At 59.1% G+C, this 22,805-nt stretch carries 17 protein-coding genes; 6 read left to right on the forward strand and 11 right to left on the reverse strand.

The genetic code is table 11. From position 1 onward, the window contains the following. Positions 1–101 precede the first annotated feature (101 nt). From AU182_RS13310 to AU182_RS13335, 6 genes are all read right to left on the reverse strand, one after another. Positions 102–1,091, reverse strand: coding sequence for an alpha-L-glutamate ligase-like protein (locus tag AU182_RS13310; protein WP_066966108.1), 990 nt, complete (start codon positions 1,089–1,091; stop codon positions 102–104). After that, positions 1,091–2,623 carry an inactive transglutaminase family protein gene (locus tag AU182_RS13315; RefSeq protein ID WP_066966112.1) on the reverse strand — a complete coding sequence of 511 codons (1,533 nt, stop codon included), beginning with the start codon at positions 2,621–2,623 and terminating at the stop codon, positions 1,091–1,093. Before AU182_RS13315 ends, AU182_RS13310 begins: the two co-directional genes overlap by 1 nt. Positions 2,624–2,729: 106 nt before the next feature. Beyond that, the gene (locus tag AU182_RS13320) at positions 2,730–3,404 is read right to left on the reverse strand and encodes a RimK/LysX family protein (protein ID WP_193754347.1); all 675 of its coding nucleotides are present in this window, start codon (positions 3,402–3,404) and stop codon (positions 2,730–2,732) included. A 291-nt stretch (positions 3,405–3,695) separates the two neighbouring features. Next, entirely contained in the window at positions 3,696–4,022 is a 327-nt protein-coding gene (locus AU182_RS13325; RefSeq protein WP_066966118.1) for a YqcC family protein, read from the reverse strand. Positions 4,023–4,051: 29 nt separating this feature from the next. After that, positions 4,052–6,226, reverse strand: coding sequence for an ATP-dependent DNA helicase DinG (gene dinG, locus AU182_RS13330; RefSeq protein WP_066966121.1), 2,175 nt, complete (start codon positions 6,224–6,226; stop codon positions 4,052–4,054). Between the two features lie 130 nt (positions 6,227–6,356). Further along, complete coding sequence (locus AU182_RS13335) at positions 6,357–7,532, reverse strand: 1-acyl-sn-glycerol-3-phosphate acyltransferase (RefSeq protein WP_066966124.1); 1,176 nt, start codon at positions 7,530–7,532, stop codon at positions 6,357–6,359. A 339-nt stretch (positions 7,533–7,871) separates the two neighbouring features. On the opposite strand from AU182_RS13335, the gene nhaC reads away from it, so the two are divergent. The 3 genes from nhaC (at position 7,872) to pgi (ending at position 13,048) form a co-directional block, all read left to right on the forward strand. After that, positions 7,872–9,386: a Na+/H+ antiporter NhaC gene (gene nhaC, locus AU182_RS13340; protein WP_082859435.1), complete on the forward strand. Its 1,515-nt coding sequence runs from the start codon at positions 7,872–7,874 to the stop codon at positions 9,384–9,386. Between the two features lie 8 nt (positions 9,387–9,394). Further along, positions 9,395–10,447, forward strand: coding sequence for a DUF3549 family protein (locus tag AU182_RS13345; protein WP_066966127.1), 1,053 nt, complete (start codon positions 9,395–9,397; stop codon positions 10,445–10,447). A gap of 987 nt (positions 10,448–11,434) precedes the next feature. Beyond that, positions 11,435–13,048 (forward strand): glucose-6-phosphate isomerase, encoded by a 1,614-nt coding sequence (gene pgi, locus AU182_RS13355; protein WP_066966133.1) that lies wholly within the window; start codon positions 11,435–11,437, stop codon positions 13,046–13,048. Positions 13,049–13,440: 392 nt separating this feature from the next. On the opposite strand, the gene AU182_RS13360 is transcribed toward pgi, so the two are convergent. The 4 genes from AU182_RS13360 to AU182_RS13375 all read right to left on the reverse strand — a co-directional run bounded on the left by AU182_RS13360 (position 13,441) and on the right by AU182_RS13375 (position 18,015). After that, a complete protein-coding gene (locus AU182_RS13360; protein ID WP_066966136.1) occupies positions 13,441–14,202 on the reverse strand; it encodes a slipin family protein in 762 nt (253 codons plus the stop codon). A gap of 20 nt (positions 14,203–14,222) precedes the next feature. After that, positions 14,223–15,677 (reverse strand): nodulation protein NfeD, encoded by a 1,455-nt coding sequence (locus AU182_RS13365; RefSeq protein ID WP_066966139.1) that lies wholly within the window; start codon positions 15,675–15,677, stop codon positions 14,223–14,225. A 137-nt stretch (positions 15,678–15,814) separates the two neighbouring features. Next, positions 15,815–16,642: a hypothetical protein gene (locus AU182_RS13370; RefSeq protein ID WP_066966142.1), complete on the reverse strand. Its 828-nt coding sequence runs from the start codon at positions 16,640–16,642 to the stop codon at positions 15,815–15,817. Beyond that, complete coding sequence (locus AU182_RS13375) at positions 16,642–18,015, reverse strand: hypothetical protein (protein WP_066966145.1); 1,374 nt, start codon at positions 18,013–18,015, stop codon at positions 16,642–16,644. The genes AU182_RS13370 and AU182_RS13375 overlap by 1 nt, the downstream gene beginning before the upstream one ends. Positions 18,016–18,449: 434 nt before the next feature. Between AU182_RS13375 and AU182_RS13380 the strand changes: the two genes are divergently transcribed. Both AU182_RS13380 and AU182_RS13385 read left to right on the forward strand, forming a co-directional pair. Further along, positions 18,450–19,439 carry a collagenase gene (locus AU182_RS13380; protein WP_066966148.1) on the forward strand — a complete coding sequence of 330 codons (990 nt, stop codon included), beginning with the start codon at positions 18,450–18,452 and terminating at the stop codon, positions 19,437–19,439. An 85-nt stretch (positions 19,440–19,524) separates the two neighbouring features. Then, positions 19,525–20,559: a collagenase gene (locus tag AU182_RS13385; RefSeq protein WP_082859437.1), complete on the forward strand. Its 1,035-nt coding sequence runs from the start codon at positions 19,525–19,527 to the stop codon at positions 20,557–20,559. 139 nt (positions 20,560–20,698) lie between these two features. Here the strand turns inward: AU182_RS13385 and AU182_RS13390 are convergent, their stop codons facing one another. Further along, positions 20,699–21,031, reverse strand: a complete 333-nt coding sequence (locus tag AU182_RS13390; protein WP_066966153.1) for a DUF1820 family protein — start codon at positions 21,029–21,031, stop codon at positions 20,699–20,701. 237 nt (positions 21,032–21,268) lie between these two features. On the opposite strand from AU182_RS13390, the gene miaB reads away from it, so the two are divergent. Further along, positions 21,269–22,648, forward strand: coding sequence for a tRNA (N6-isopentenyl adenosine(37)-C2)-methylthiotransferase MiaB (gene miaB, locus AU182_RS13395; protein ID WP_066966156.1), 1,380 nt, complete (start codon positions 21,269–21,271; stop codon positions 22,646–22,648). The last annotated feature ends 157 nt before the right edge of the window (positions 22,649–22,805 follow it).

Here is a 22,805-nt window from a genome sequence, read left to right on the forward strand (position 1 = left end):
AGGCGGGTCCCAGGCACAAAAAAAGGCGAGCCCACTGGCTCGCCTTTTTTGTCTTTGTCGGATCAAGTCCGTCGCGCTCTCTACGTCACGCTGGGCCGCTCTTACGCCATTGGCTTTGCCGCAAAATAGTCCATGGAATACGCCACCCGCTCTTCCACATTTTTTTCCAGCTGCTCCAGGTCCATCTGCTCGATATGCTCCAGCCGTGTGCGCAAGCCGATCCCGTTGGCGATCTGGATGGCGAGCCCCGGACGGGCATTCGCTTCCAGCAACAGCGGACCGCGCTTGCGATCCAGCACGATGTCACAGCCGAGGTAACCGAGGCCGGTCATTTCATAGCAACTGGCGGCGAGCCTCACCAGCTCGACCCAATCCGGCACTTCCAGATCAGCAAACGGCATCTGGGTATCCGGGTGAATCTCCACACGGACACCGCGCTGTACGGCGTGGGATGCCTTGCCGGTAGCCAGGTCGACGCCCACACCCACCGCCCCCTGGTGCAGATTGGCCTTACCATCGGAGTCGTGCGTGGAGCACCGCAGCATCGCCATTACCGGGAAGCCACGGAACACGATCACGCGGATATCCGGCACGCCTTCGAAGGAGTATTTATCGAAGATTGGATCGAAATCCACCAGTGCTTCGATCATTACCCGATCGGGCTTACCACCCAGGCTGTACAGGCCGCTGTGGATATTGCTTACATGGCGCTGGATATCCAGCGCGGTCACCTTGTTGCCGGAGGGTTTGACGTAGTCTTCACCGTCACGCCCCACAATCACCAGAATGCCTTTGCCACCGGAGCCCCGCGCCGGCTTGATCACAAACTTATCCAGTGGCCCGATGACGTCCATCACCCGCTTACGGCTGGGCTGGGTTTCAAAGGCAGCGATAAGCTCCGGAACCGGGATGCGATAGCGCTTGGCCTGGCGCTTGGTATTGAGCTTGTCGTCAACAATGGGGTATTTGTCGCGGTCGTTGTAGCGCGCGATGTAATGCACATTGCGCGCGTTCATCCCGAGCACCCCCAGCCGCCTCAGCGCGAAGGGCGAGACCAGTCCACCGCGGAAAAAAGACGGAAGCTGGATCATCAGCGCACCAGCTGGCGGAATCGCGCCAGTTCACCAACGCGGTAACCGGTGTAGTTACCGACAATCATGATGAAGCCCAGCAGGACCAGCAGCAGTTCGGGGAAATTGAACGTCCAGTGCTCGATGTAGCGGTTGGTCATCACCCACCAGGCAATAACCGCCACCAGCAAACTGCCACCGGCCTGGATGACCACTTCGTAGGGGCCATCTTCCTCCCACACAATGGACATGCGCTCGATGGTCCAGGCCAGAATGATCATCGGGAAGAAGGTCACCGTCAGGGCCTGCTCGATACCAAGCTTGTAGCTCACCACGCTGATGGCCCCCATCAGGATCACCACCGTGACCACCACGGCGGCGATCCTCGCCACAAGGAGCAAGTTAAGCCGACTTAAATAGAAGCGAATCCACAACCCCAGAATCAGGATCAGTACAAAAATGGCGAGGCCAGTGAGCAGCTGGGTTTCGATAAACGCAATGGCCAGCAGCACCGGCATAAAGGTGCCCGAGGTGCGCAGGCCCACAAACACCCTCAGCAACACCACCACCAGAGCGCCAACCGGCACCAGCAGAATCAGCTTGAAAATGCTCTGCTGCTCAATCGGCAGACTGTAGATTGAAAAATCCACCAGGGCTTCTTTTTCCTGGCTGGTGCTCAACATGGCCACGTCGCGGGCCGGCACATCATTGGAAATAACCGAGAAGGTTACGCCGGAATTGCGTCCACCCTCGACGTCCAGCAGGCTCTTGCCACCGCGCTGCCAGATGAAAAAGTTTTTCGGCACGCCGGGCGACGCGCTCAGCGGTTCGAACACCACCCACCGTTTGCCATCGTAGATCTCCAGCAGGTCTTCCGGATCCAGCCGACGGCGATCATCTTCCAGATACAGGCCGCGGATCCGGTGCGCAGGAATGTCCGCGGCCGCCAGCACCAGCAGTGCCACATCGACATAGGAGCGCCCCTTGTAGTAGCCGAAGATCAGGTTGCGGTCCTGATTGCGATTATCGGCCAATGCCACGAGCAGCTCGGAAGTAAAAGTGCGGGTATCGGAAGACCGCTCCCGGGCCGTTCCCACCAGCGAAAAGATGGCCTGGCGCACCGCCTCCTGCTCGCGGGCACCGAGCATGGGTTTTACCACCTGGGTACTGAGATCCAGCGGCTGCTCAAGCGCCGCACCAGGGGTCTGGTGCACATCGAGCTGGTAGAACAGCGACTGTACGCCACTGGCCTGGCGTTTGGCCCAGACTGCGCGGTACTCGTCGTCTTCACGGATGACGTTGAAACCGTAGCCGGAAGAGCTGAAGGTTTCCCCCAGCACCTCCATGTTGCGCTGCTCCCTTGGCAGGGTCAGCGCGGCCTTGGCAGGCCCGCCATCGGCGGTGAAACGCACCTTGGCCTCAATGGTCCAGACGGTGCGGTATTCGCCCGGCAGCAGCGGGAAGCCCAGTTCGACGTTTTTATAGATGGTGAGGCCGGCGCCCATCAGTGCAAGCAGCGCGGCGAGAATATAGACCTGAGCCCGTGGCGACATTCGCCATTCCCCAATTAATGATTGTTTGCAGCTTATGGCTGCTTATTTTTGCCTGTTACCGACCGTCCTGCCAGCGACGGGCCCACACTTTCAGGTATACGAGGGATTATTTGCTGAAGGAAGGGAGCCTTGGTGTAGTTTGCACCTGCTTGCGGCTCACATCGACCACCGCGGCATCTTTCAGGAAGTTGCGCCCGACCAGCAGCGGGAACTCAAACTCACTGCGCTCGACCAGGTTCACCTCCACCATATGGGTGACTTCACCCACCGTGAGGCTCATGGTGACCACCGGCCGGCGCTGGCGGTCAAACCCCGGGCGCGCCACGCGCACGTGGCGCTTGATCGGCAATTCTATTTTCTTCGGCGCCGCATCACTGCCATCGGACAGTTTAAAGCGTACCCAATTGCTGCCGTCTCGTTCGAAGGGGGTCAACTCCAGCACACTGAGCGAGCTGGTGGCAGCACCGGTGTCGACCAGGGAGCGCAGGCGTACACCGCCCGGCTCAATGGTGAAAAACTCTTCCGAGCCCAGTACCAGCTTGTCTTTGGCGACAGGCACCTCCACAACTTTCTCGTAGTTGCGCTCGATCACCCGCTCCACCACTTTGATTTCCGGCTCTGCGCAGACGACGGTTTCCACCGGCGGGCACTGGGCCGGGTCCAGTGGCGTTTCCGCCACAGGCGGGGCGGGCTCGACAGTGGCCCCCGAGTTTCCAGAGGGCAGCAGGCTCTCACAACCGGCCAGCAGCTGCATGGCGAGCAACAGAGAAATTGAAGGCAAAAACCGCATCTGTTTATTACTACCTTAAGGGCGGGAGACCGACCCCTTGTGTGCTGTTTTTAAGTAATCCTGGCGGTATCAAATTCGGGCTGTCCCTGTCACCCGATTTTTGCAAACCCCGGATGTTACCTTATCCGGAAAGCAACTGCACCGGGCCCCAGCGACGGGGGCTGGGCAGCGCCAGAGGGGGCACATTGGATGACACCCGATTATTCACTGGACCGCATGGTACCAACTAGTCACAACGAATCAAGCGACAGGCGCGTATCGCCCGCGCCCACCCCCCATTTCCTACCCGCGCTCCAGGCGCTCGTCGAGCTCGGTCAATTTGCGCGTCAACCCGACCACCAGCAAAGGACTTCCACGGAAATACTCTTCTGCCATGGGCGCGATGCCGCACTTCTGCGGCAATGGGTGCTCCAGCTCCACCATCTGGCTCATGCGCGGCAGGAACACGAACTGCAGCCACTGGGGCAGGGTCAGGGTGTCCACACAAAACGGCTGGGTGCTCGCCAGCGCCTCCGGCGCCGGCGGTTCTGCCTCCCACAACTCAAGACTGCGCAGCTCGGCCTCCAGCTCCAGCAGGAGGGTGGCGATATCCGGGTAAATCGACTTCATAAGGATCCAGACAATAGACGGCTTGATGTTCAGTTGATCACGCGCCGGAATGGCGGCAAGGAATCGAGCATGGCGCGGCCATAGCGCTTGGTGACAATCCGCCGGTCCAGCAGCGTAATGACCCCGCTGTCCTGCTCCGTGCGCAGCAGGCGGCCACAGGCCTGCACCAGTTTCAGCGCCGCATCGGGCACCGTTATCTGCATAAAAGCGTTGCCCCCCTTGGCCTCGATCCACTCGGCCAGTGCCGCTTCGATGGGATCATCCGGCACCGCAAAGGGTAATTTGGCGATAATCACATGGCGACAGTAATCGCCGGGCAGGTCCAGCCCCTCGGCAAAGCTGGCCAGGCCGAACAGCACGCTGTGACCGCCGCTATCCACACTTTTCTTGTGACTGTCCAGCAGCTGCTGGCGGGATTGCTGCCCCTGCATCAAAATCCGGTTGCGCCAGGTCCCCGGCAGTGATTCGTACACGGTTTCCATCTGCCGGCGCGATGCGAACAGCACCAGGGCCCCACCGCTGCCGCCACCGGCACCTTCGTCACTCAACAAACCGGGCAGCGCTTCAATCACCGCGTCGGTATGCAGGTCCGCGTTATTCGCTTCCACCGCATCTTTCGGCACCCGCAGCTCTGCGCGGGAAAAGTCGAACGGGCTGGGCACGACTTCGTAACTGGCATTATCCGGGGTGCCGGCACGCAACTTGAGGCGGTCGAAGCGCCCCAGAGCGGTCAGCGTAGCGGAGGTCAGCACGGCGCCGTAGCAGCGCCGCCACAGGCTGTATTCGAGGGTCTTGCCCGCCAAGATCGGTGAACTGCATACCTCGAAATCAAACGAGCCACCCCAGTCCACCAGTGTGACCCAGCGCGCCTGGGGCACACTGCCCTCATCTGCGCGGGAGTAATTGGCCCACAGTTCCAGATTTGCCTCGGCACGGCCGTGCCAACCGCCCAACACCGGATACCAGCGCTCCAGATCCACAATCGGCACCGGGCTATGAGCATCTTCCATCATACGCTGGGCCACCTGCACCATTTTGCCCAGCAACGCTTCCATCTCATCGAAGTCTTCCCGCAGCTGGTCTGCCAGCTGCATCAGGGATTCCGGCACCACGCCGCCTTCAAAACGGTGGCGTGCACTGCGCCCGGGGCCGGAGCCGCCGCCGCGGCGGTCTTCATCGAATTCACACAGGTCTTCCAGCAGTGGCCAGGCCATCTCCAGCTTCTGCTTGGCCGACGTAAACAGCGCCGGTAGATCTTCACCGGCCCGGTCCAGCTCGCCACCGTCACCGATCTCGCCCAGCAACTGGCTCAGGTTCTTGTTGGCCTGATCCAGCCAGCCGGTGGTGGCGCCCACACGACTGTGGTGCGCAAAGTGATTCAGTGCCTTGTCCGGCAGGTGGTGCGCCTCGTCCAGTACATAAATGGAATCTTCCGGTGCCGGCAGGATCGCCCCGCCGCCGAGGGCAAGGTCTGCCAGCAGCAGATCGTGGTTGGCCACGATCACCCGGCTTTTCCCCAGGCTCTCGCGGGCACGGAAGAAACTGCAACTGCTGACATGGGGGCAGCGACGGCCGCTGCACTGGCGGTGATCGGTGGTCACGCGGCTCCAGTCTTCGCCCTCAATGGTGTCCTTCCAGTTATCGCGGTCGCCATCCCATTTGCCGGTGGAGAGCTGGTCGGCCATTTCCCGGTACAGCTTGACCCCCACCTCGTCCACCTGGGGCTTTTCGTCTTCGTACAGCGCCATGGAGGCACCCACGCCGCTGGAGGTCAGTTCGGTGAGAAGTTGATCGAGCTTGGACAGGCAGAGGTAGCGACCGCGCCCTTTGGCGAGGGCAACCTCGAATTTGAGCCCCGAGTGGCGAATCAGCTCGGGCAGGTCCTTGTTAATGATCTGTTCCTGCAGGGCAACCGTGGCGGTGGAGACCACCAGGGTTTTATCGTGGGCGATGGCCATGGGAATGGCGGCGAGCAGATAGGAGACGGTTTTACCGGTACCGGTGCCCGCCTCTACCACACAGATGTGTTGCCCATCGGTCTTACCATGGTCGCGCTCGCCGGCGCCATTGCGCTCGATACCACCCAGGGAGCGGGCGATGGCGGCAATCATCAGCTTCTGACCGTAACGCGCTTTCAGTTCACGGCCATTGAGAAACTGGCGATAGGCGTTCTGTATGGATTCTTTGTCTTTTTCGTTGAGCACTGGGGACCGGCTGGCTTCGCTAAGGGTTAAATCAGCCGGGCATTATCCATGCTTGTTCAGGGTTTAGCCAACCCGGATACCGCAGATACCCCAGCACGCAATCAGCGGCCGGGCGGCCGCCGACGCGTGCTTACTGCTCGTAGGCCAGACGCGAGACCACCGGGTTGGCGTAACCCTGAATGGCTTTGTCCCGCCAGCGCTCGTCGATCTTGGCCATACGGGCCTCGAACTGTTCGCGGATTTCCTGGTGCTCGTCCGGGTGCCAGGGCTTGGGTGGATAGCCTACCGGGAGGTTCGGGGCCTCCCCGTAGATCATCTGGTAGGCGATCAGGTTGGTGGGATGCAGCACATAGTTGCCGATAATCTGGCGGTCAATCTCATCGGCCAGCGCGCTGACATCGCTGAAATCCTTCTCGATGGGTGTGCCGAAGGCCGCGTGAATGTGCCCCTTCTGGCCCACGACGCCCTTGGCGATGCTGCCCAGGTCCTCGTGTGCTTTCTTCTGGTACTCATCCTGGTGTTCGGTGATATACAGCTCGCGCGCCTTGTGGCGGTCGCAGGGGTCCCACTCGTAGGAGATCGCCAACGGCACTATGTGCAGCTCGCGCCAAAAATCGGCAAACGGCTGTTCCTTGGGCTTGGCCATGCCAAACATGGCCGCCAGCGCAGGGTTGGTGCGATCGCGGCCATCTTTGGCACGACCGGCGCGCTGGGCAATCCACACGTGTTCGTTCTCGTTGACGATGGAGTGGTGGATATAGCGGGAAAGGGTGGTCGCTGCCGTCAGCTTTTCGCGGCGGCTGCCAGAGCTGCGCTTCACCACAAAACACTTGTTCAGCTTCATGATGTCGGTGGCAAACTGCTTGGACAGCAGGTTGTCGCCGATGGCGATGCGGGACGTCTCGTGCCCCTCCTTGTACATGGCGAGAATCGCCAGCGCCGGGTCCATGGCGATATCCCGGTGATTACTCACAAACAGGCAGGCCCGGTCTTTGGGCAGGGTATCCAGACCCGAGATGCTCAGGCCGCAACTGGTGCGGTCCACAGCCTTCTGCAGGTACTTGGCGATCACATCCTGCACGCCGCGCACATTGTGCGCGTTGCGGAATTCGAAGCGCACGAGCTGGCGCACCAGCCACGCCAGTGGACGCTCCAGCTTGCTCGCCATGCCAGGCAACAGGAAGTGGGCCACCACCCGGGACATCTCCGGATCTTCTACCAGGCGGCGCAGCGCCGGGCGCACCTCATCGTCCCGGTACGGGCGGATCTCATCAAACTGACTCGTATCCAGATTTCTCACATTCATGGAATTCAATTACCTGCCAACTCCAGCGCGCCATCTCACTCAGCGGACGCCGCGCACTGGCGCTTTCTTATTGTGGCCCAGCCAGCAGCCAATAAAGGTGCGGCGGGCGAAACCGGCGCAGAACATACCGGATGCGCGGGCGAACTGCCAGTGCCGCGGCGGACTCTGCGGTTATCCGCGTCTGCAATCACCCCGCTTCCGGCCACTATGGACATATATCCGCCCCGCCCCGAGAATAGACTGCTTTGCGTCACACATAACAAGAAACTGAACGGCAGCCCCGCCACAAGCAGGGCAGCCCGACTGAGGCCAGATTTAGGCCAGATATAGGAGAGCACCTTGAGCCAGACCAGTCCCGGCAATGCCAGTGAGTCCCAGCCGCAGGATTCGCAGTACTCGCACCACACCCCCAGCCTGCTGGATGCACTGATCCCCCTGCTGATACTCATCGCCCTACTATCCCTCTCCGTCTACTTCTTCGGCGCCGACTCCTCCTACGGCCCCAACCAGATCGCGCTGCTGCTGTGCGCTGGGGTTGCCGCCCTGATGGGCATGAAGAACGGCTTTACCTGGAAAGAAATGGAAGGCGGCATGCTACACGGCATGAGCCTGGTGTTTGGTGCCATTTTGATTCTGCTGGCGGTGGGCGCACTGATCGGCAGCTGGATCCTCGCCGGCACCGTGCCTTCGATGATCTATTACGGGGTGCAAATGCTGTCACCCCAGTGGTTCTACGCCGCCAGCTGTGTCATCTGCGCGATTGTCGGGCTCAGCATCGGCTCCAGCTGGACCACCGCCGGCACCCTCGGTGTGGCACTGATGGGTATCGCGGCCGCGCTCGGCCTCAACCCCGCCATCACCGCTGGTGCGGTCATTTCCGGCGCCTACTTTGGTGACAAGTTGTCGCCCCTGTCCGACACCACCAACGTCGCGGCGGCGGTTACCTCCAACGACCTGTTCTTGCATATCCGCCACATGCTGTGGACCACCATCCCGGCATTCACCATCGCACTGGTGATCTTCGCAGTCATCGGCCTCACCGCCAACACCGACCACGCCTCAGCGGATGATATTCAGAAGCTGCTCGGGTCCCTGCAGGAGGAGTTCAGTATTTCCATCATCAGCATGCTGCCGCTGGCACTGCTGCTGTTTATGGCGTGGAAAAAAATCCCTGCGTACCCCACGCTGATCATCGGCTCCCTGGTGGGCTGCCTGATTGCCATGATTTTCGAACCCAATGCCACCCGTCAGCTGGCGGGCGGCGAAGGCCCATTGAGCCTGTTGAAAGGCGCATGGCACAGCCTGTTTGACGGCTACAAGTCCACATCCAGCAACGAAGCCGTTGCCGCCCTGCTCTCCAAGGGGGGCATGAGCAGCATGCTGAACACTATCTGGCTGATCATTTCCGCCATGGGCTTTGGTGGCGTGATGGAGCGCGCCGGCTTCCTGGAACGCATCGTTAACTGGGCGCTCTCCGGGGTGAAGACCGTGGGCGGCCTGATCACCTCAACGGTTCTTACCTGTTTCGGCATGAACGCCGCGGCAGGCGACCAGTATATGGCGATCATCATTCCCGGCCGTATGTTCCGCGAAGCCTTTGAGAACAAGGGCCTGCACGGGCTGAATCTGTCGCGCACGCTGGAAGACTCCGGCACCATCACCTCGGTGCTCATTCCCTGGAATACCTGTGGTGCCTACATGAGCGCCACCCTGGGAATCGCCACATTTACCTATGCGCCCTTCGCACTGTTCAATATCATCTGCCCGCTGCTGGCCATCGCCTACGGCTGGTTGCACTTCAAGCAGATGCCGCTGGGCACCCAGCAACCCCTGCCGGACGCAGAAAAGGCCTAACAATACCGATGTCGAATACCCTCACCGATCTGATCTCCTCCGCAGCATTTAACCTGCGGTGGTTTGATGTGGGCCGCCGGGTGCAGCCAGTCAGCCGGAAAGCTGCCGAGGCGTTCGAGGCAGGCGCCGCGCCCTGGCCACACCCGTACCTGCGACAGGCCTGGTGCGGCCTGTTGCTGTGGCCAACAGATCCCACCGGCGGCGACCCGGTGGTGTGGTTCCTACAGTTACCGCTCGACGAGCAGGGCAAGCTCCTGCTGCCGATCCGCGACCGGTTTCTGAAGCAGCTGCACGGGGCGCTCTACCCCGAGGGAAACGGCAGTAACGGGCAACAGGGCCCGGGAAAACATCTACAGCAGGCGCTGGAGAACAGCGGGCTGATGTTTACCCCGGCGGCAGAAAAGCGCGCCGTGTTCCATGCCAAGGCCGCAAAACTGCTGCATCGCCCGGCCAGTGACCACTACCCGGCCGCGCGCGCCTACGCAAAAGACCCAGCCTCGTTTCCGTGGGACCAGCTGGCCCTGCAGGGCATGGCGGACCTCGCGGTGCGCTGGGAGGAAGAGCGAAACGCACTGGCGGCGAACCTGTCTCGTTTCGCCACGCCCGCGCTTGTCCCCCTGTGCCAGTGCCTGGAGAGCGAGGCAATTGATCACAGGCTCGCGGAGCCACTGATTCACCGCGCACAACAGACCCTGGCAGACAGTGAGCCCGACCTGAATCTGGTCATCGGCGTAATCCGCGGCACATCCCACAGCGTTGCCAAGGGCATGCGCCAGCAATGGTTACTACAGGTGCTGCAGAGTGAGGCTGGGCGCCAGGGCGAGGTACTGGCCGCAATTGGCAGCCGCTGCTGTGACGATCTTCAGGTACCGGAGCTGGCCCAACTGTGGCTGGAAAACCTGAGCGACAGCCAGCCCCAGCAGACCTTTAACTTGCTGCTCACCGACCTGCTGTTTCTTCCACAATTGCGCAACATCCTGCTCGGCGTACTGAGAAACCCGGAACGTAAAGAGTGCGTGGCGCGCGCATTTGGTGAATTTCTGGCGCCCAGCGGAAATTGAAATATAAACATCCGCGCGCCAAAGTAACCCGTCTCCTACCCTGTCTGCACAGCGCGCATAAAAATATGCGCGCAATTCATCGACTTTATTTCACGCATTCCAGCTGTTTTTTAAACTTTTTGGCGCGGGTTATCGCAAAACAGTGCACTGAAAAAGGAAAATAAATCCGCTTTCAGTGCCCTGAAAAAAATTCTTACCCACCGTGCAAAGGGCAAATGCGCAATTTGGCGGATAACCCTTTAAATTCAGGCCCGCGGCGGTGACAAAGTGGCGGCGGTTTTATCCTGAATTCATCTCTGGCGGCTATTTTAACCGCACGCCTATTACACTCCATTGGGCGGTATGTTTGTAGAAAAGATTTTTACAAAGCACACCAAACAGGTGACGTTTTATTGTCTATGCTATTGACTAACATCAACGGAAAGGAGTTAGGGGATGAATTTCACTCCAGCCAAGTACTTAACCGGAATTATTTGTGCACTGGTCCTCGCAGGTTGTTGTGCACCGGCTCCGATGCCGGCCGCCTGCCCGCCTGGGTCAGAACAAATTCCGACTTCAATGGCCTGTCCTGCGGACGCGGATTGCTGGATGGCATCCGATAACGTGCGCTGCATGAAAGTGGTTAAATAACCGCTCTCATTCAGGTCCATGCAAATGCCGCTTCTCGAAGCGGCATTTTGCATTTTGGGCTCAGCTAATTTGTCTTGAACAGGTGGCTGGTAAAAAGGCCGCAGAAAAGTAACACAAGCATCAAAGCGCGCGGCGATCTCGCTCCCTTCACCCTAGGCCCCGGACACCTCCATAGACCTCTCCTCGTCTTGGCAAAACCACCTCTACCCGATACAGGTGCACACAGCATCCTATTGCCACTTTGTTGTGCGCCATTACCCCAGGCAAGCGGATTTGTCAGTCAAACTGGCCGCACCGGCCAATTGTCGTTAATATTTGCGCCTTTCCTTTTTCACCGTCAGCAAAGAATCATTGATCATGGATGTTCTACCCCTGTCCGCCGCCATCGCAAAATTACAACAGCACAAAGACCAGCAGCACTGGTCTCTCCGAGATCTGTTTGCCTCTTCAGAGGACCGCGCCCAGGACTTCAGTGCCGAGGCTGCGGGCATCTATCTGGACTACAGCAAGAACCTGCTCAGTGCAGAAACACGGCAACTGTTGCTGGGGTATACCGATACCGCACACCTGCAAGAGCGCATCCAGGCACTGTTCAGCGGTGCCACCATCAATAACACCGAACATCGCCCGGCACTGCACACCGCCCTGCGCTTTCAGGGAGTGCCCAGCACCGAGCACGAGCAGGCGGTAGCGGACTGCCGTGTTCAGATGGAGAAGTTCGTCGAACAGGTCCACAGTGGTAATTGGACGGGCTTCAGCGGCAAGCGCATCCGCCACGTGGTCAACATCGGCATCGGTGGCTCCGACCTGGGCCCGCGTATGGTCTGTGAAGCCTTGCGCCCGTGGCACAAAGAGGGCCTCACTGTGCACTTCGTCGCCAATATCGACGGTGCCGACCTGAGTGACACCCTCGCCTCACTGCCCGCTGACGAGACCCTGTTCATCGTTGCCTCCAAGTCTTTCTCCACCCTGGAAACCCGCCAGAACGCCCTCTCCGCGCGCCAGTGGGTGCTCAACGCCGGCTGTGCCGAATCTGACCTTGAAAAGCACTTTGTCGCGGTGAGCAGCAACCTGGTGGCGGCGCAGGACTTTGGCATTGCGGCGCAGAATATTTTCCCCATGTGGGACTGGGTGGGTGGGCGCTACTCGCTGTGGTCGGCCATCGGCTTGCCCATCGCACTGGCCTGCGGCTTTGACGCCTACAGTGATTTGCTGAAGGGCGCCAATGCCATGGACACCCATTTTGCGGAAGCGGCTTTTGCACAGAACCTGCCGGTGCTGATGGCACTGATCCACTTCTGGTATCGGCAGTGCTGGGGTGCCGGCAGCCTGGCAGTACTGCCCTACGCCCAGCGCCTGGCCAAGTTCCCGGCGTGGCTGCAGCAGCTGGATATGGAAAGCCTCGGCAAGAGCGTGACCCGGGATGCGCAACCGCTACCTTACCCGAGCGGCAGCGTGATCTGGGGCGCCGAGGGCAGCAACGGCCAACACTCTTTCCACCAGCTGTTGCACCAGGGTACGGACATGATTCCGGCGGACTTTGTGGCGATCAAGCAGCCGACCTCAGAGCTGGTGGAGCAGCACCAGTGGCTGCTTTCCTGCTGCCTGAGCCAGAGCCAGGCCCTGCTCAAAGGCAAGTCCCTGGCCGAAGCCCGCAAAGAGCTGGAGGCCTCAGGCCATACCCACAAAGAAGTACATCAGCTAGCGCCGCATAAAGTGGTGCCCGGCAACCGCCCGAGCAATACCCTGGTTGTAGAAAAGCTGGATCCGTTCCACCTGGGCAGCCTGCTGGCCCTGTATGAGCACAAGGTGTTTACCTTTGGCTGCCTGCTGGATATCAATCCGTTTGATCAGTGGGGCGTGGAGTTAGGCAAGGTGCTAGGCAATGGCGTGCATGCGGCCATTGATGGGGATATCCCTGAGGATTGGGATGGGTCCACGGCCCATCTTCTGAAGCTGCTTCTGAAGTAGGGAAAGCACAGCGGTTCCCGATGAATATGCTCGGTGGCGGGAAAGCACTGGGGATTCGTTTTCGAAACCGGGCTAGGCGCCCCCCTTCAATACATCCCTGTACGCTGCGTCGGCAACATCCCTGTTGCCGACGCTTTTGAAAACAGATACCCAGCAATTTGCCTCCGCATCTCACTCGGCGCCCTGCCCCGAAAACACTTACCTCATTATTTGGATAATGACACGCACGTCGACTTGAAGGTGGAGTGCCGGGTGCGGGTTTTCAGGAGCGTCGCAAACAGGATGTTTGCGACGCAGCGCCCAGGGATGGGTTCACAGCGGTCCTGAAAACCCGCACCCGGTGCTCCACCGCCACAGAACCACCTTGCTCGGGACCGCAATACCCATGTGCACTATTCTGCTCGTTTAACTTGCTGCTCTATAAGCGGTTTTATCAAATCCATCGGTAGCGGGAATACGATGGTCGAATTTTTCTCGCCAGCGATATCAATCAACGTCTGCATATACCGCAATGTCATCGCATTCTGGTTCTTGGACAGCTGATCTGCCGCCTCGGTGAGTTTCAATGCCGCCTGCGCCTCACCTTCGGCATGAATCACCTTCGCCCGCCGCGAACGCTCTGCCTCCGCCTGCTGAGCAATGGCGCGAATCATGCTCTCGTCCAAGTCGATGTGCTTGATCTCCACATTGGTCACCTTCACGCCCCAGGCATCCGTCTGCTCATCGAGGATCTTCTGGATATCTACATTGAGCTTGTCACGCTCCGACAGCATTTCATCCAGCTCGTGTTTACCCAGCACCGAGCGCAAGGTCGTCTGCGACAGCTGGCTCACCGCCTCGTGGAAATTTTCCACATTGATGATCGCCGACTCCGGATCAACTACCCGGTAATACACCACCGCATTCACCTTCACCGAAACGTTATCCCGGCTGATCACATCCTGGGTCGGCACATCCATCACCACCACGCGCAAATCCACCCGTTCCAACGTCTGGATGACCGGAATGATGATGATCAGGCCCGGGCCCTTGACCGCCTGAAAACGCCCGAGAAAAAACACCACCGCGCGCTCGTATTCCCGCAGGATACGGATCGCGTACATGACGATAAAAACGATGGCCAGAATCAACAGACTGGCAAAATAACTGAACATAAATAGAGCTCCCTAAAGACTCACTCCGGCCTAACCTGCAAAATCAACCCCTGCTCCTCGGTCACGGTCACCAGCTGCCCTTCCGTCAGCAGACTGTCGCAACGGGCGCGCCAGATCTCGCCGTCGATCTTGACCAGCAGCTCCGGCGCCAAATCGAATACCACCGCCGTGCGCCCCACCATCGCCTTGTTGGCGGCCACCTTGGGCTTGCGCAGACTGTGCCCTACCGCATACAGCAGCCCCAGCAAACCGAGGCCGCTGACGGCGGCAATGGAGCCAATCAGTGCCTTGGACACACGCATGCCCGGCACATCGCTGTCGATCAGCAATACCGAGCCAATCACCAGTGCGATCACGCCGCCGATACCGAGCGCGCCAAAACTCGGCACAAACAGCTCCGCTGCAATCAGCAATGCGCCCACGATGATCAGCGCCAGTCCGGCGTAATTCACCGGCAGTACCTGCAGCGCATAGAACGCCAGTAGCAGACAGATGACACCGACCACACCAGGCACAATGGCGCCGGGGCTGTAGCCCTCGAAAATCAGCCCGTAGATGCCCACCAGCAGCAGGATATAGGCCACCTGGGGGTTGGTGATCAGGGACAGCAGCTCGTTGCGCCAGTCCGGCTCGTAGGCCACCACAGGCAGGTCGGCGACTTCACCGGCGATCTTCTGCTTGCCCGCGGGCAATACGATTTCCCGATCTGGCAGCTGCTGCAACAATTGCTGCTGATTGCTGGCGACCACGTCAATCACGTTTTCTTTCAGCGCTTCCTGGGCGGTTAGTGTGGCGGCGTCGCGCACCGCCTTTTCTGCCCAGTCGGCATTGCGGCCGTGACGCTGGGCGAGACCGCGAATGTAGGCCACAGAGTCGTTGACGACCTTGCGTTCCATGGCGCTGCCAGACTTATTCGGCGTCTCCTTTGCTTCAGCCTCCTTCGAGCCCGATCCGGCACCTCCCTCCTCCTGATCGCCGGAGGTGCCCGCAGCATCGGAAGGGGCGTTTCCCGGTGGCTCCTGCTGCCCGGGCATGCCACCGATCTGCACCGGCGTGGCGGCGCCCAGCGTGGTCGAGGGCGTCATTGCCGCAACATGGCTGGCGTAGAGAATATAAGTGCCGGCACTGGCCGCGCGGGCGCCAGCCGGGGTCACATAGGTAACGTAGGGAATGTCCGAGGCAAGAATGTGCTGAATGATGTCCCGGGTGGCGGCGTCCAGGCCGCCGGGGGTATCCATATTCACAATGAACAGCTGCGCGCCATCTTCGCGGGCGGTTTCGCTGGTGCGGATCAGGTAGTCGGTGGTGGCGGGGCCGATAGGGCCATTGATGGAGAGCTGCGCGATGTGGGGCTTTTTGCGCCCGTCGGCATCGCCAGAGCTTTCCACCTCTTGCGACACACCGGCAATAGCAAAAACCTGCGCCAGGATCAGCAACAGGCCAACGGATACCGCTTTCGAACACCACTGTTTCATGTGTGTTATCCCGGGTGCGAAAGTACAGGATTAACAAGCGTAACAGAATCGGGAGGGGGCGCAGGGAATTGAACGCCAGTTGCGGAAAGCCGGTTATCGGTACCCGACAGCGAGCAGCGTCGTTCGCGCGTCAGGCGCTAATCCCTGACACGCTGGATCTGCTCCAGCCGGGACACACTGCCCAGATAGTCCTGCCAGCTGGCTTCCAGTTCGGCAGTCTGGTAGCGCTGGTACTTGGCGCGGTCGAGCCAGAAGACGCGGGTGCGGGCACGGCGCAGGTCAATCAGGGGCAGCTGGTCAATGGCTGCCGAGCCCCGCTTGAATACCGAGCCGGCACGGGAATTCTGGATCATGTCGCTGACAATGGTGAGATGGACATTTTCAGCCGCCGGGTCAAAGTGGTTGAGCGCTGCCACATCCGACAACGCCTCATAAATCGGCGACACCGGTTGCTCACCGCCGGATACCGCTTTTTCGATCGCTTTCCCAAGCGGCTGCTCGAACCGCTCCTGATACAGGGCCTGTATGAACTGCTGGTTGGCCGTGAGTGCACTCACATCCTTGCCGGAGTTGGGCTTGCACAAGTCCACCACCGGTTTCGACAGGCCGTTGTAGTGATCGTCCAGCACAAATATCGAGAACCGGTCGTTGACCGCTGCGGCGGCAAGCAGGCTGGAGAGGTGGGTATCGAGAAAATGTGTCTGGTGGGGTGACAGGGTATCGGACGCGTCGATCACCACGATGTGCTGGGCGAAGCGTGGCAGGTTGGGATTGCACAGGGTAATCCTGTCGTAGTCCCGTTCCGGTGCCTGCACAACGCTCAAGGTAAACACACCAAGGCCGGCCAGCATGACCAGGCACAGGGAAAATACTGCAATGCCGCGCCGGTCTTCGCGACTCATCCCCCGACGACGCCCCGCCTTGCGCCGGATTTTTCTGGATTGACCACCGCCGAACAACGCCATCACGCTCTCCGCAGGCCGTAGTCCAGTTCGAGCTTATCGACCAGCGCGGCAAGGGATTCCTGCAGGGACTCGCAGCGTTGGTTTACCGTATCGATCGCCCCGGTGTACACCGCGTCGAGTTCCTCCATTAGCGCCTCGAACGCTGCCTGGTCGCGCTGGTGCTGCTCAAGCCCTGTGGTATTGAGCTGTGGCAGTTTGTCCAATTCGAAGCGGAGCAGCTCGCCGAAATACGCGGCGCGGCGATTCAGCATGCGCGCGGAGTAAGACTGGTAATAGCGGATCAGCTCGTCCAGCAGGCCCTGGGCCTTGACGATATCCTCATGGTAGTGCCGGTGAATTTCCTCACTGCGCTCGATACTGGCCTTGAACTGGATAAACTGGGCGCGAATCGTCTTTTCCTTCTCCGCCAGTGTTTCGTGTACCTCTTCAGCGAGCTCGTTGACACTCTCCACCGCCTCTTCAAAGGCCTCGCCCCAGGCTTTCTGCAATCGACGCACCCGCCGGGTAATCGCGGTGTACCCGGGATAGCGGTCGTCCACTATAAAAAATTTCGCGGTCAAAAAAATCAGGGCAATGCCACTCACCACCACCATAATCCAGGAATTGAAATCCCGAATTCCCAGGGGGTCGCTCCACAAACTCGTCATCGCCAGCTGCGAGGCGGCAAACGGATTTTGTTCCAGGGCCTCCCGGTAATGCCCCACGCCCAAAACAAAGGTAGTGGCAGTGGCGAGCACCGCTGTGCACAGTACCACTGCACCCAGTTTCCTCAGCAGGTTCTGGTGAAAGCAGTTTCTCAGGGAGAATGCCATAAATGCGGCGAAGCCGAGGTTGATCAAGGAGATGATGAACGCCTGAAAAAAACCACCTACTAAACCGAGGTCACTGCCCTTGGATAGGAAAAAGGCATTCAGCACCGTTTCCAGGATAACGATAAAGAAAATGACGGAGTGGTGCAGGAGCCTCGACTCGCGATAATCCGCCTCCCGCGTGAGGCCATTGCGGTTACGAAAAATTTCCAGATCCATGCGCACGGCAGAGTAGTCCTGCGCACTGCGCTTCAAACCACTCATCAGGTTGGCCATACGACCACTGACCTTTTTATCCATCAGTGCGTCAGCATTTTTCAGATCCTGATACAGCTGGCGAATGTCCACCTCGCTCCTGTCGGCCAGTTCTTTGTCCAGCTCGGATTGCCGGTTTTCATGCACGCGACCGATTATCTCGCGCACCACATAGGAGCGGAGGCTTTCTTCACTTTCCGTATGGTTGGCGCGGTCGTGTTCGGGAATGCCCGCTTTCACATCGCGCTCTACGCGCTGCTCAATCTTCAGGGCAGAAATGGCGGCTTTGGTGGCCGGTATTGAAGTCATGCTGTCACCTAAAAACTTCCACTACATTTTAGGTTTTCGAAGCACTCCACCGCTCTCGCGACCCGCACCGGCGTAACCGGCACGAAGTGCGCCCACCGGCCAGTACACACTCCGGTGCACCGTCCAGTAATGGAATACCTCTTACATTGAGAATAGTCGTCTGTGCGGCCGTGTGGCGCCAATGCGATGAAATGATGTCAATCGAGAAAACCGGGCGCCAATTCTTCCGGTCATTCCTGCCTTACCCCCCACACCAGGGCAACAACCACCCATATAAAATGATTTTTGCGCCACGCACAAAAAAGAATATTGCATTCAAAAACAAATATCGCATAACCTTGCAAGGTCGCTTTGCACACAATAACAAAAATTTAATCCTTGCTATGGGCAATGGCGGCATCCCCGGTAGAAAAAATAACAACAGGAATCCACCCATGACTCGCACTCAAGACACCAGTCCCCGCAATCCCCTTACATCAACGGTAAAGACCGCCCGGCGCCTGTCGCTGGTTGTGGCCTCGCTCCTTTCTGCCCTGGCAATACCTGGCACCGCCGCCGATATTGACCAGGTGCTTCCGATTCAGCACAGCTGCAGCAGTACATTAAAGATTCGCGCACAGGATATGACCGCAAGCCAGCTGAATGCGACCTGTGCAGACCTCTCTGCGGAAGAAGCCCTGTTCCACCAGCGCCTGCAAACCAACCAGGTACCGGTGCCCGACGATTTCAATAGCGCCCTGCGTGTGGTCGTGTTTGATGACTACACCCAGTACGACACCTACGGTTACGATCTTTTCGGTATTAATACCAACAACGGCGGCATTTATATCGAAGGCACACCGTCCAACCCTGACAACCAGGCCAGCTTTTATGCCCACGAAGCGTCCTGGCTGCGCCCGGAGTTTGCGATCTGGAATCTGGAGCACGAGTATGTGCACTATCTGGATGGTCGTTTCATTGCGTACGGCGGCTTCAATCACTACCCCGGCAATATGGTGTGGTGGTCGGAAGGCCTTGCGGAGTACCTTTCACAGGGCAACAACAATCCGGAAGCCATTGCCGTAGCGCGCAACCACAAGCCGCGTCATCGCAAGCCCAGCCTCGCCTCCATCTTCGACACCACCTACCGCGACAAAACCGATCAGGTGTACCGCTGGAGCTACCTCGCCATCCGCTTCCTGTTCGAGCGTCATTACGACGAGGTCATCGCCATGACCAACACACTTAAAAACAATGATTTCAGCAGCTACACCGCCTACCTGAACAACTGGCAAAACAGCTATGAGTCGGAATATCAGAACTGGCTGGACGGCCTGGTGAACAGTGGAGCCAAAGGGGCGCCACGCAATAGTAAGCGTGACCAAATGCTGATGCGTCACTCCGCCGCAGAAGCCAAAAAACGAGGCAACCCGCACAGCCACTAATTTGCATCGCATCACCTGAGACCATCGGGCCCATCCGGGCCCTTTTTTTTACCAGCACATCACCCACAGTATCCGCGGTAACACCATGTCAACGATCCGTTCGCTCACCTTTTTCCCTATCTTCGTCTCGCTACTCATGCTTTCTGCCTGCTCCGGCGGAAATGGCTCCCCCGGAGAGCCGGCCACTACACCGGGTAGCGGCATCGTGGAAGAGGACGATAACGATGCTGAGGATAATAATGATGTAACCATCGACCAGATTCTGCCGCTTACCCATACCTGCGGGTCCACGCTCACCATGCTGGCACAAGCGATGACGGACGCAGAGTTCAATGCGTCGTGCGCATCGCTTGCCGCGAGTGAAACCTTCTTCCATGAGCGTCTGCAAACCGGGCTCGTGCCGGTGGCCGACGATTTCAATGCAGCGCTGCGTATCGTGGTATTTGATAATTACGACGAGTACGACCAGCACGGCTATGCACTGTTCGGCATCAATACCGACAACGGTGGTATCTACATTGAGGGCAATCCCTCGGACCCGGACAATGTTGCCAGTTTCTATGCCCACGAGGCACAGTGGTTACTGCCCGAGTTCGTTATCTGGAACCTCGAGCACGAGTACGTGCATTATCTGGAAGGGCGCTTTGTGTCCTACGGTGGCTTCAACCACTTTCCGGGGAATATGGTGTGGTGGACGGAAGGGCTGGCCGAGTACCTGTCGATGGGGGATACCAACCCCGAGGTGCTGGATTTACTGCGCAATGCAATTTCCCAATCCCAGCCGCGAACACTCGGGGAGACGTTTGACACCCGCTACGGTGATGGCGTGGATAATGTGTACAGCTGGACCTACCTGGCGGTGCGGTTTCTGTTCGAGGCGCACTACGCAGAAGTTCTGGCGATGACGGATACCCTGAAGGCCAAAAAATTCGCCAGCTACCAGGATCACCTCGCCCACTGGGAAGCCAACTACGAGCAGCAATATCAGGACTGGCTCCGGGCACTGGCCAGTAGCGGGGCAGAAGGTGCACCGCGCCCTGAAAACCGCTATCTGATGCTCAAGCAGCACGCCCTCAGCGAGGCGCAAAAGCGCAGCCACCGGTTACCGCCAACGCCCTAGCACGGGTGCCTGCCCGGTGCGCGTATCCACGGAGTGCGCAGGCATAAAAAAGGCGGGCCCTCAACGGGCCCGCCTTATTCATTCACTGCTTGTAGCTAACTATTTATAACTACCTGCCGGCACCGCCGGACGCGATCACCTAGTCGCTGTCGCTCGGGTGACGCATGGGCGTTGGGAAGGGGAACTGCGCGATCTTGTCGCCCTTGACTTCGACGATCTTCCCGGTGCCCTCTTTCTCCACTTCATCAATGCGCACAATGCTGTGCATCGGGATGTAGGAGCGTTTCACCGAGGCAAACTCGGTCTTCAGCTTTTCTTCACTGGGGTCCACAACCAGCTGCGATTTCTCTCCAAACACGAACTCCTCCACCTCGATGAAACCGTACATTTCACTCTGGTAGATGGCGCGGGCATAGAGCTCGTACACCTGGTTCTGGTTGTGAAATATCACTTTGTAGGTCGGGTTGGACATAGGTCTCTCTGGAATGGGGCAGAATGGGCCGGGGCGGAACAGGCATGCCCCGTGAATTCTAGTGTCGAATCGATAGTTTCGCGGCCACATCCGCGAAAAGCGCGGAAGGTTAGCACCAGCGCCCGGAAATTGCACTAGGGTGCAGGGCCGGGACATCACCGATGTCTATGCAGCCTCTGGAGGGGCCGGTATAATGCCCAACCTTTGCGAATTGACCAATTTTTAACCAGGCCCATTATGTCTTCTGAACTGTCCGAAAAACCGGTGAAAAAGCTCTTTATCAAGACCCACGGGTGCCAGATGAACGAGTACGATTCCGCCCGTATGCGGGATCTGCTGGGCGAATCCCACCAGATGGTCCCCACTGACGACCCGGAAGACGCGGACGTACTGCTGGTGAACACCTGTTCTATTCGGGAGAAGGCACAGGAAAAACTGTTCCACCAGCTGGGCCGCTGGAAGCACCTGAAGGAAAAAAATCCCGATCTGGTGATCGGTGTCGGCGGCTGTGTCGCCAGTCAGGAGGGCGAGGCCATCGCCAAACGCGCGCCGTATGTAGACCTGGTATTCGGCCCGCAGACCCTGCACCGTCTGCCGGAAATGATGGAGACCAGAAAGCAGCAGAGCGGTGCCATCGTGGTGGATGTCTCCTTCCCGGAAATCGAGAAGTTCGACCGCCTGCCGCAGCCGGAAGCCGACGGCGTGAGCGCGTTCGTCTCCATTATGGAAGGCTGCTCCAAGTACTGCACTTTCTGCGTGGTTCCCTACACCCGCGGTGAGGAAGTCAGCCGCCCGGTAGCGGATGTGCTGGAAGAAGTGGCGCATCTGGCGGACCAGGGAGTCCGCGAGGTCAACCTGCTGGGCCAGAACGTCAACGCGTACCGCGCAGCCGGTGAAGACGGCCAGATGGTAGATTTCGCCGAACTGATCACCTATGTGGCGGCCATCGATGGTATCGACCGCATTCGCTACACCACCTCGCACCCGGTGGAGTTCTCGGATTCGCTGATCGACGTGTACGCCGAAGTGCCCGAACTGGTAAACCACCTGCACCTGCCGGTCCAGAGTGGCTCCGACCGCATCCTGATGGCCATGAAGCGCGGCCACACGGCGCTGGAGTACAAGTCGAAAATCCGTCGATTGAAGGCAATCCGCCCGGATATCTGCCTGTCTTCGGACTTTATTATCGGCTTCCCCGGCGAGACCGAACGCGACTTCGAGGCCACCATGAAGCTGATTCAGGATGTGGGTTTCGATATTTCGTTCAGCTTCATCTATTCCCCACGCCCGGGCACCCCGGCGGCTGACCTGCCGGACGACACCCCGGAAGAGGTGAAAAAGCACCGCCTGCAATTGCTGCAACACCGCATTAACCAGCAGGCGGCGGAGATTGCCCGCCGCATGGTGGGTAATGTGGAGCGCGTTCTGGTCAGCGGTGTGTCCAAAAAAGACCCGGGCCAGCTGCAGGGCCGTACCGAAAACAACCGGGTGGTCAATTTCCGCTGTGACCAGATGGAGCTGATCGGTAAGTTTGCCGATGTGTTGATCGAGGAAGCCCTCCCTAACTCCCTGCGAGGAACTTTGGTGACTTCGGAGCTGGATGGGCCGCTGAATTAACTCGGGCTCCGGGGCAGCCAGTTAGCGCCGCCGTGGCGGCCCTGCTGCCGGGATTCGTTTCCGGGACACGCTACAAGCACATCCCTGTGCGCTCGGACGCGGCCATCCATGGCCGCGTACGGTCCCGGAAACGAATCCCGGCATCAGCGCCTTAAAT

It is taken from the genome of Microbulbifer sp. Q7 (assembly GCF_001639145.1).
Classification (GTDB): Bacteria; Pseudomonadota; Gammaproteobacteria; order Pseudomonadales; family Cellvibrionaceae; genus Microbulbifer.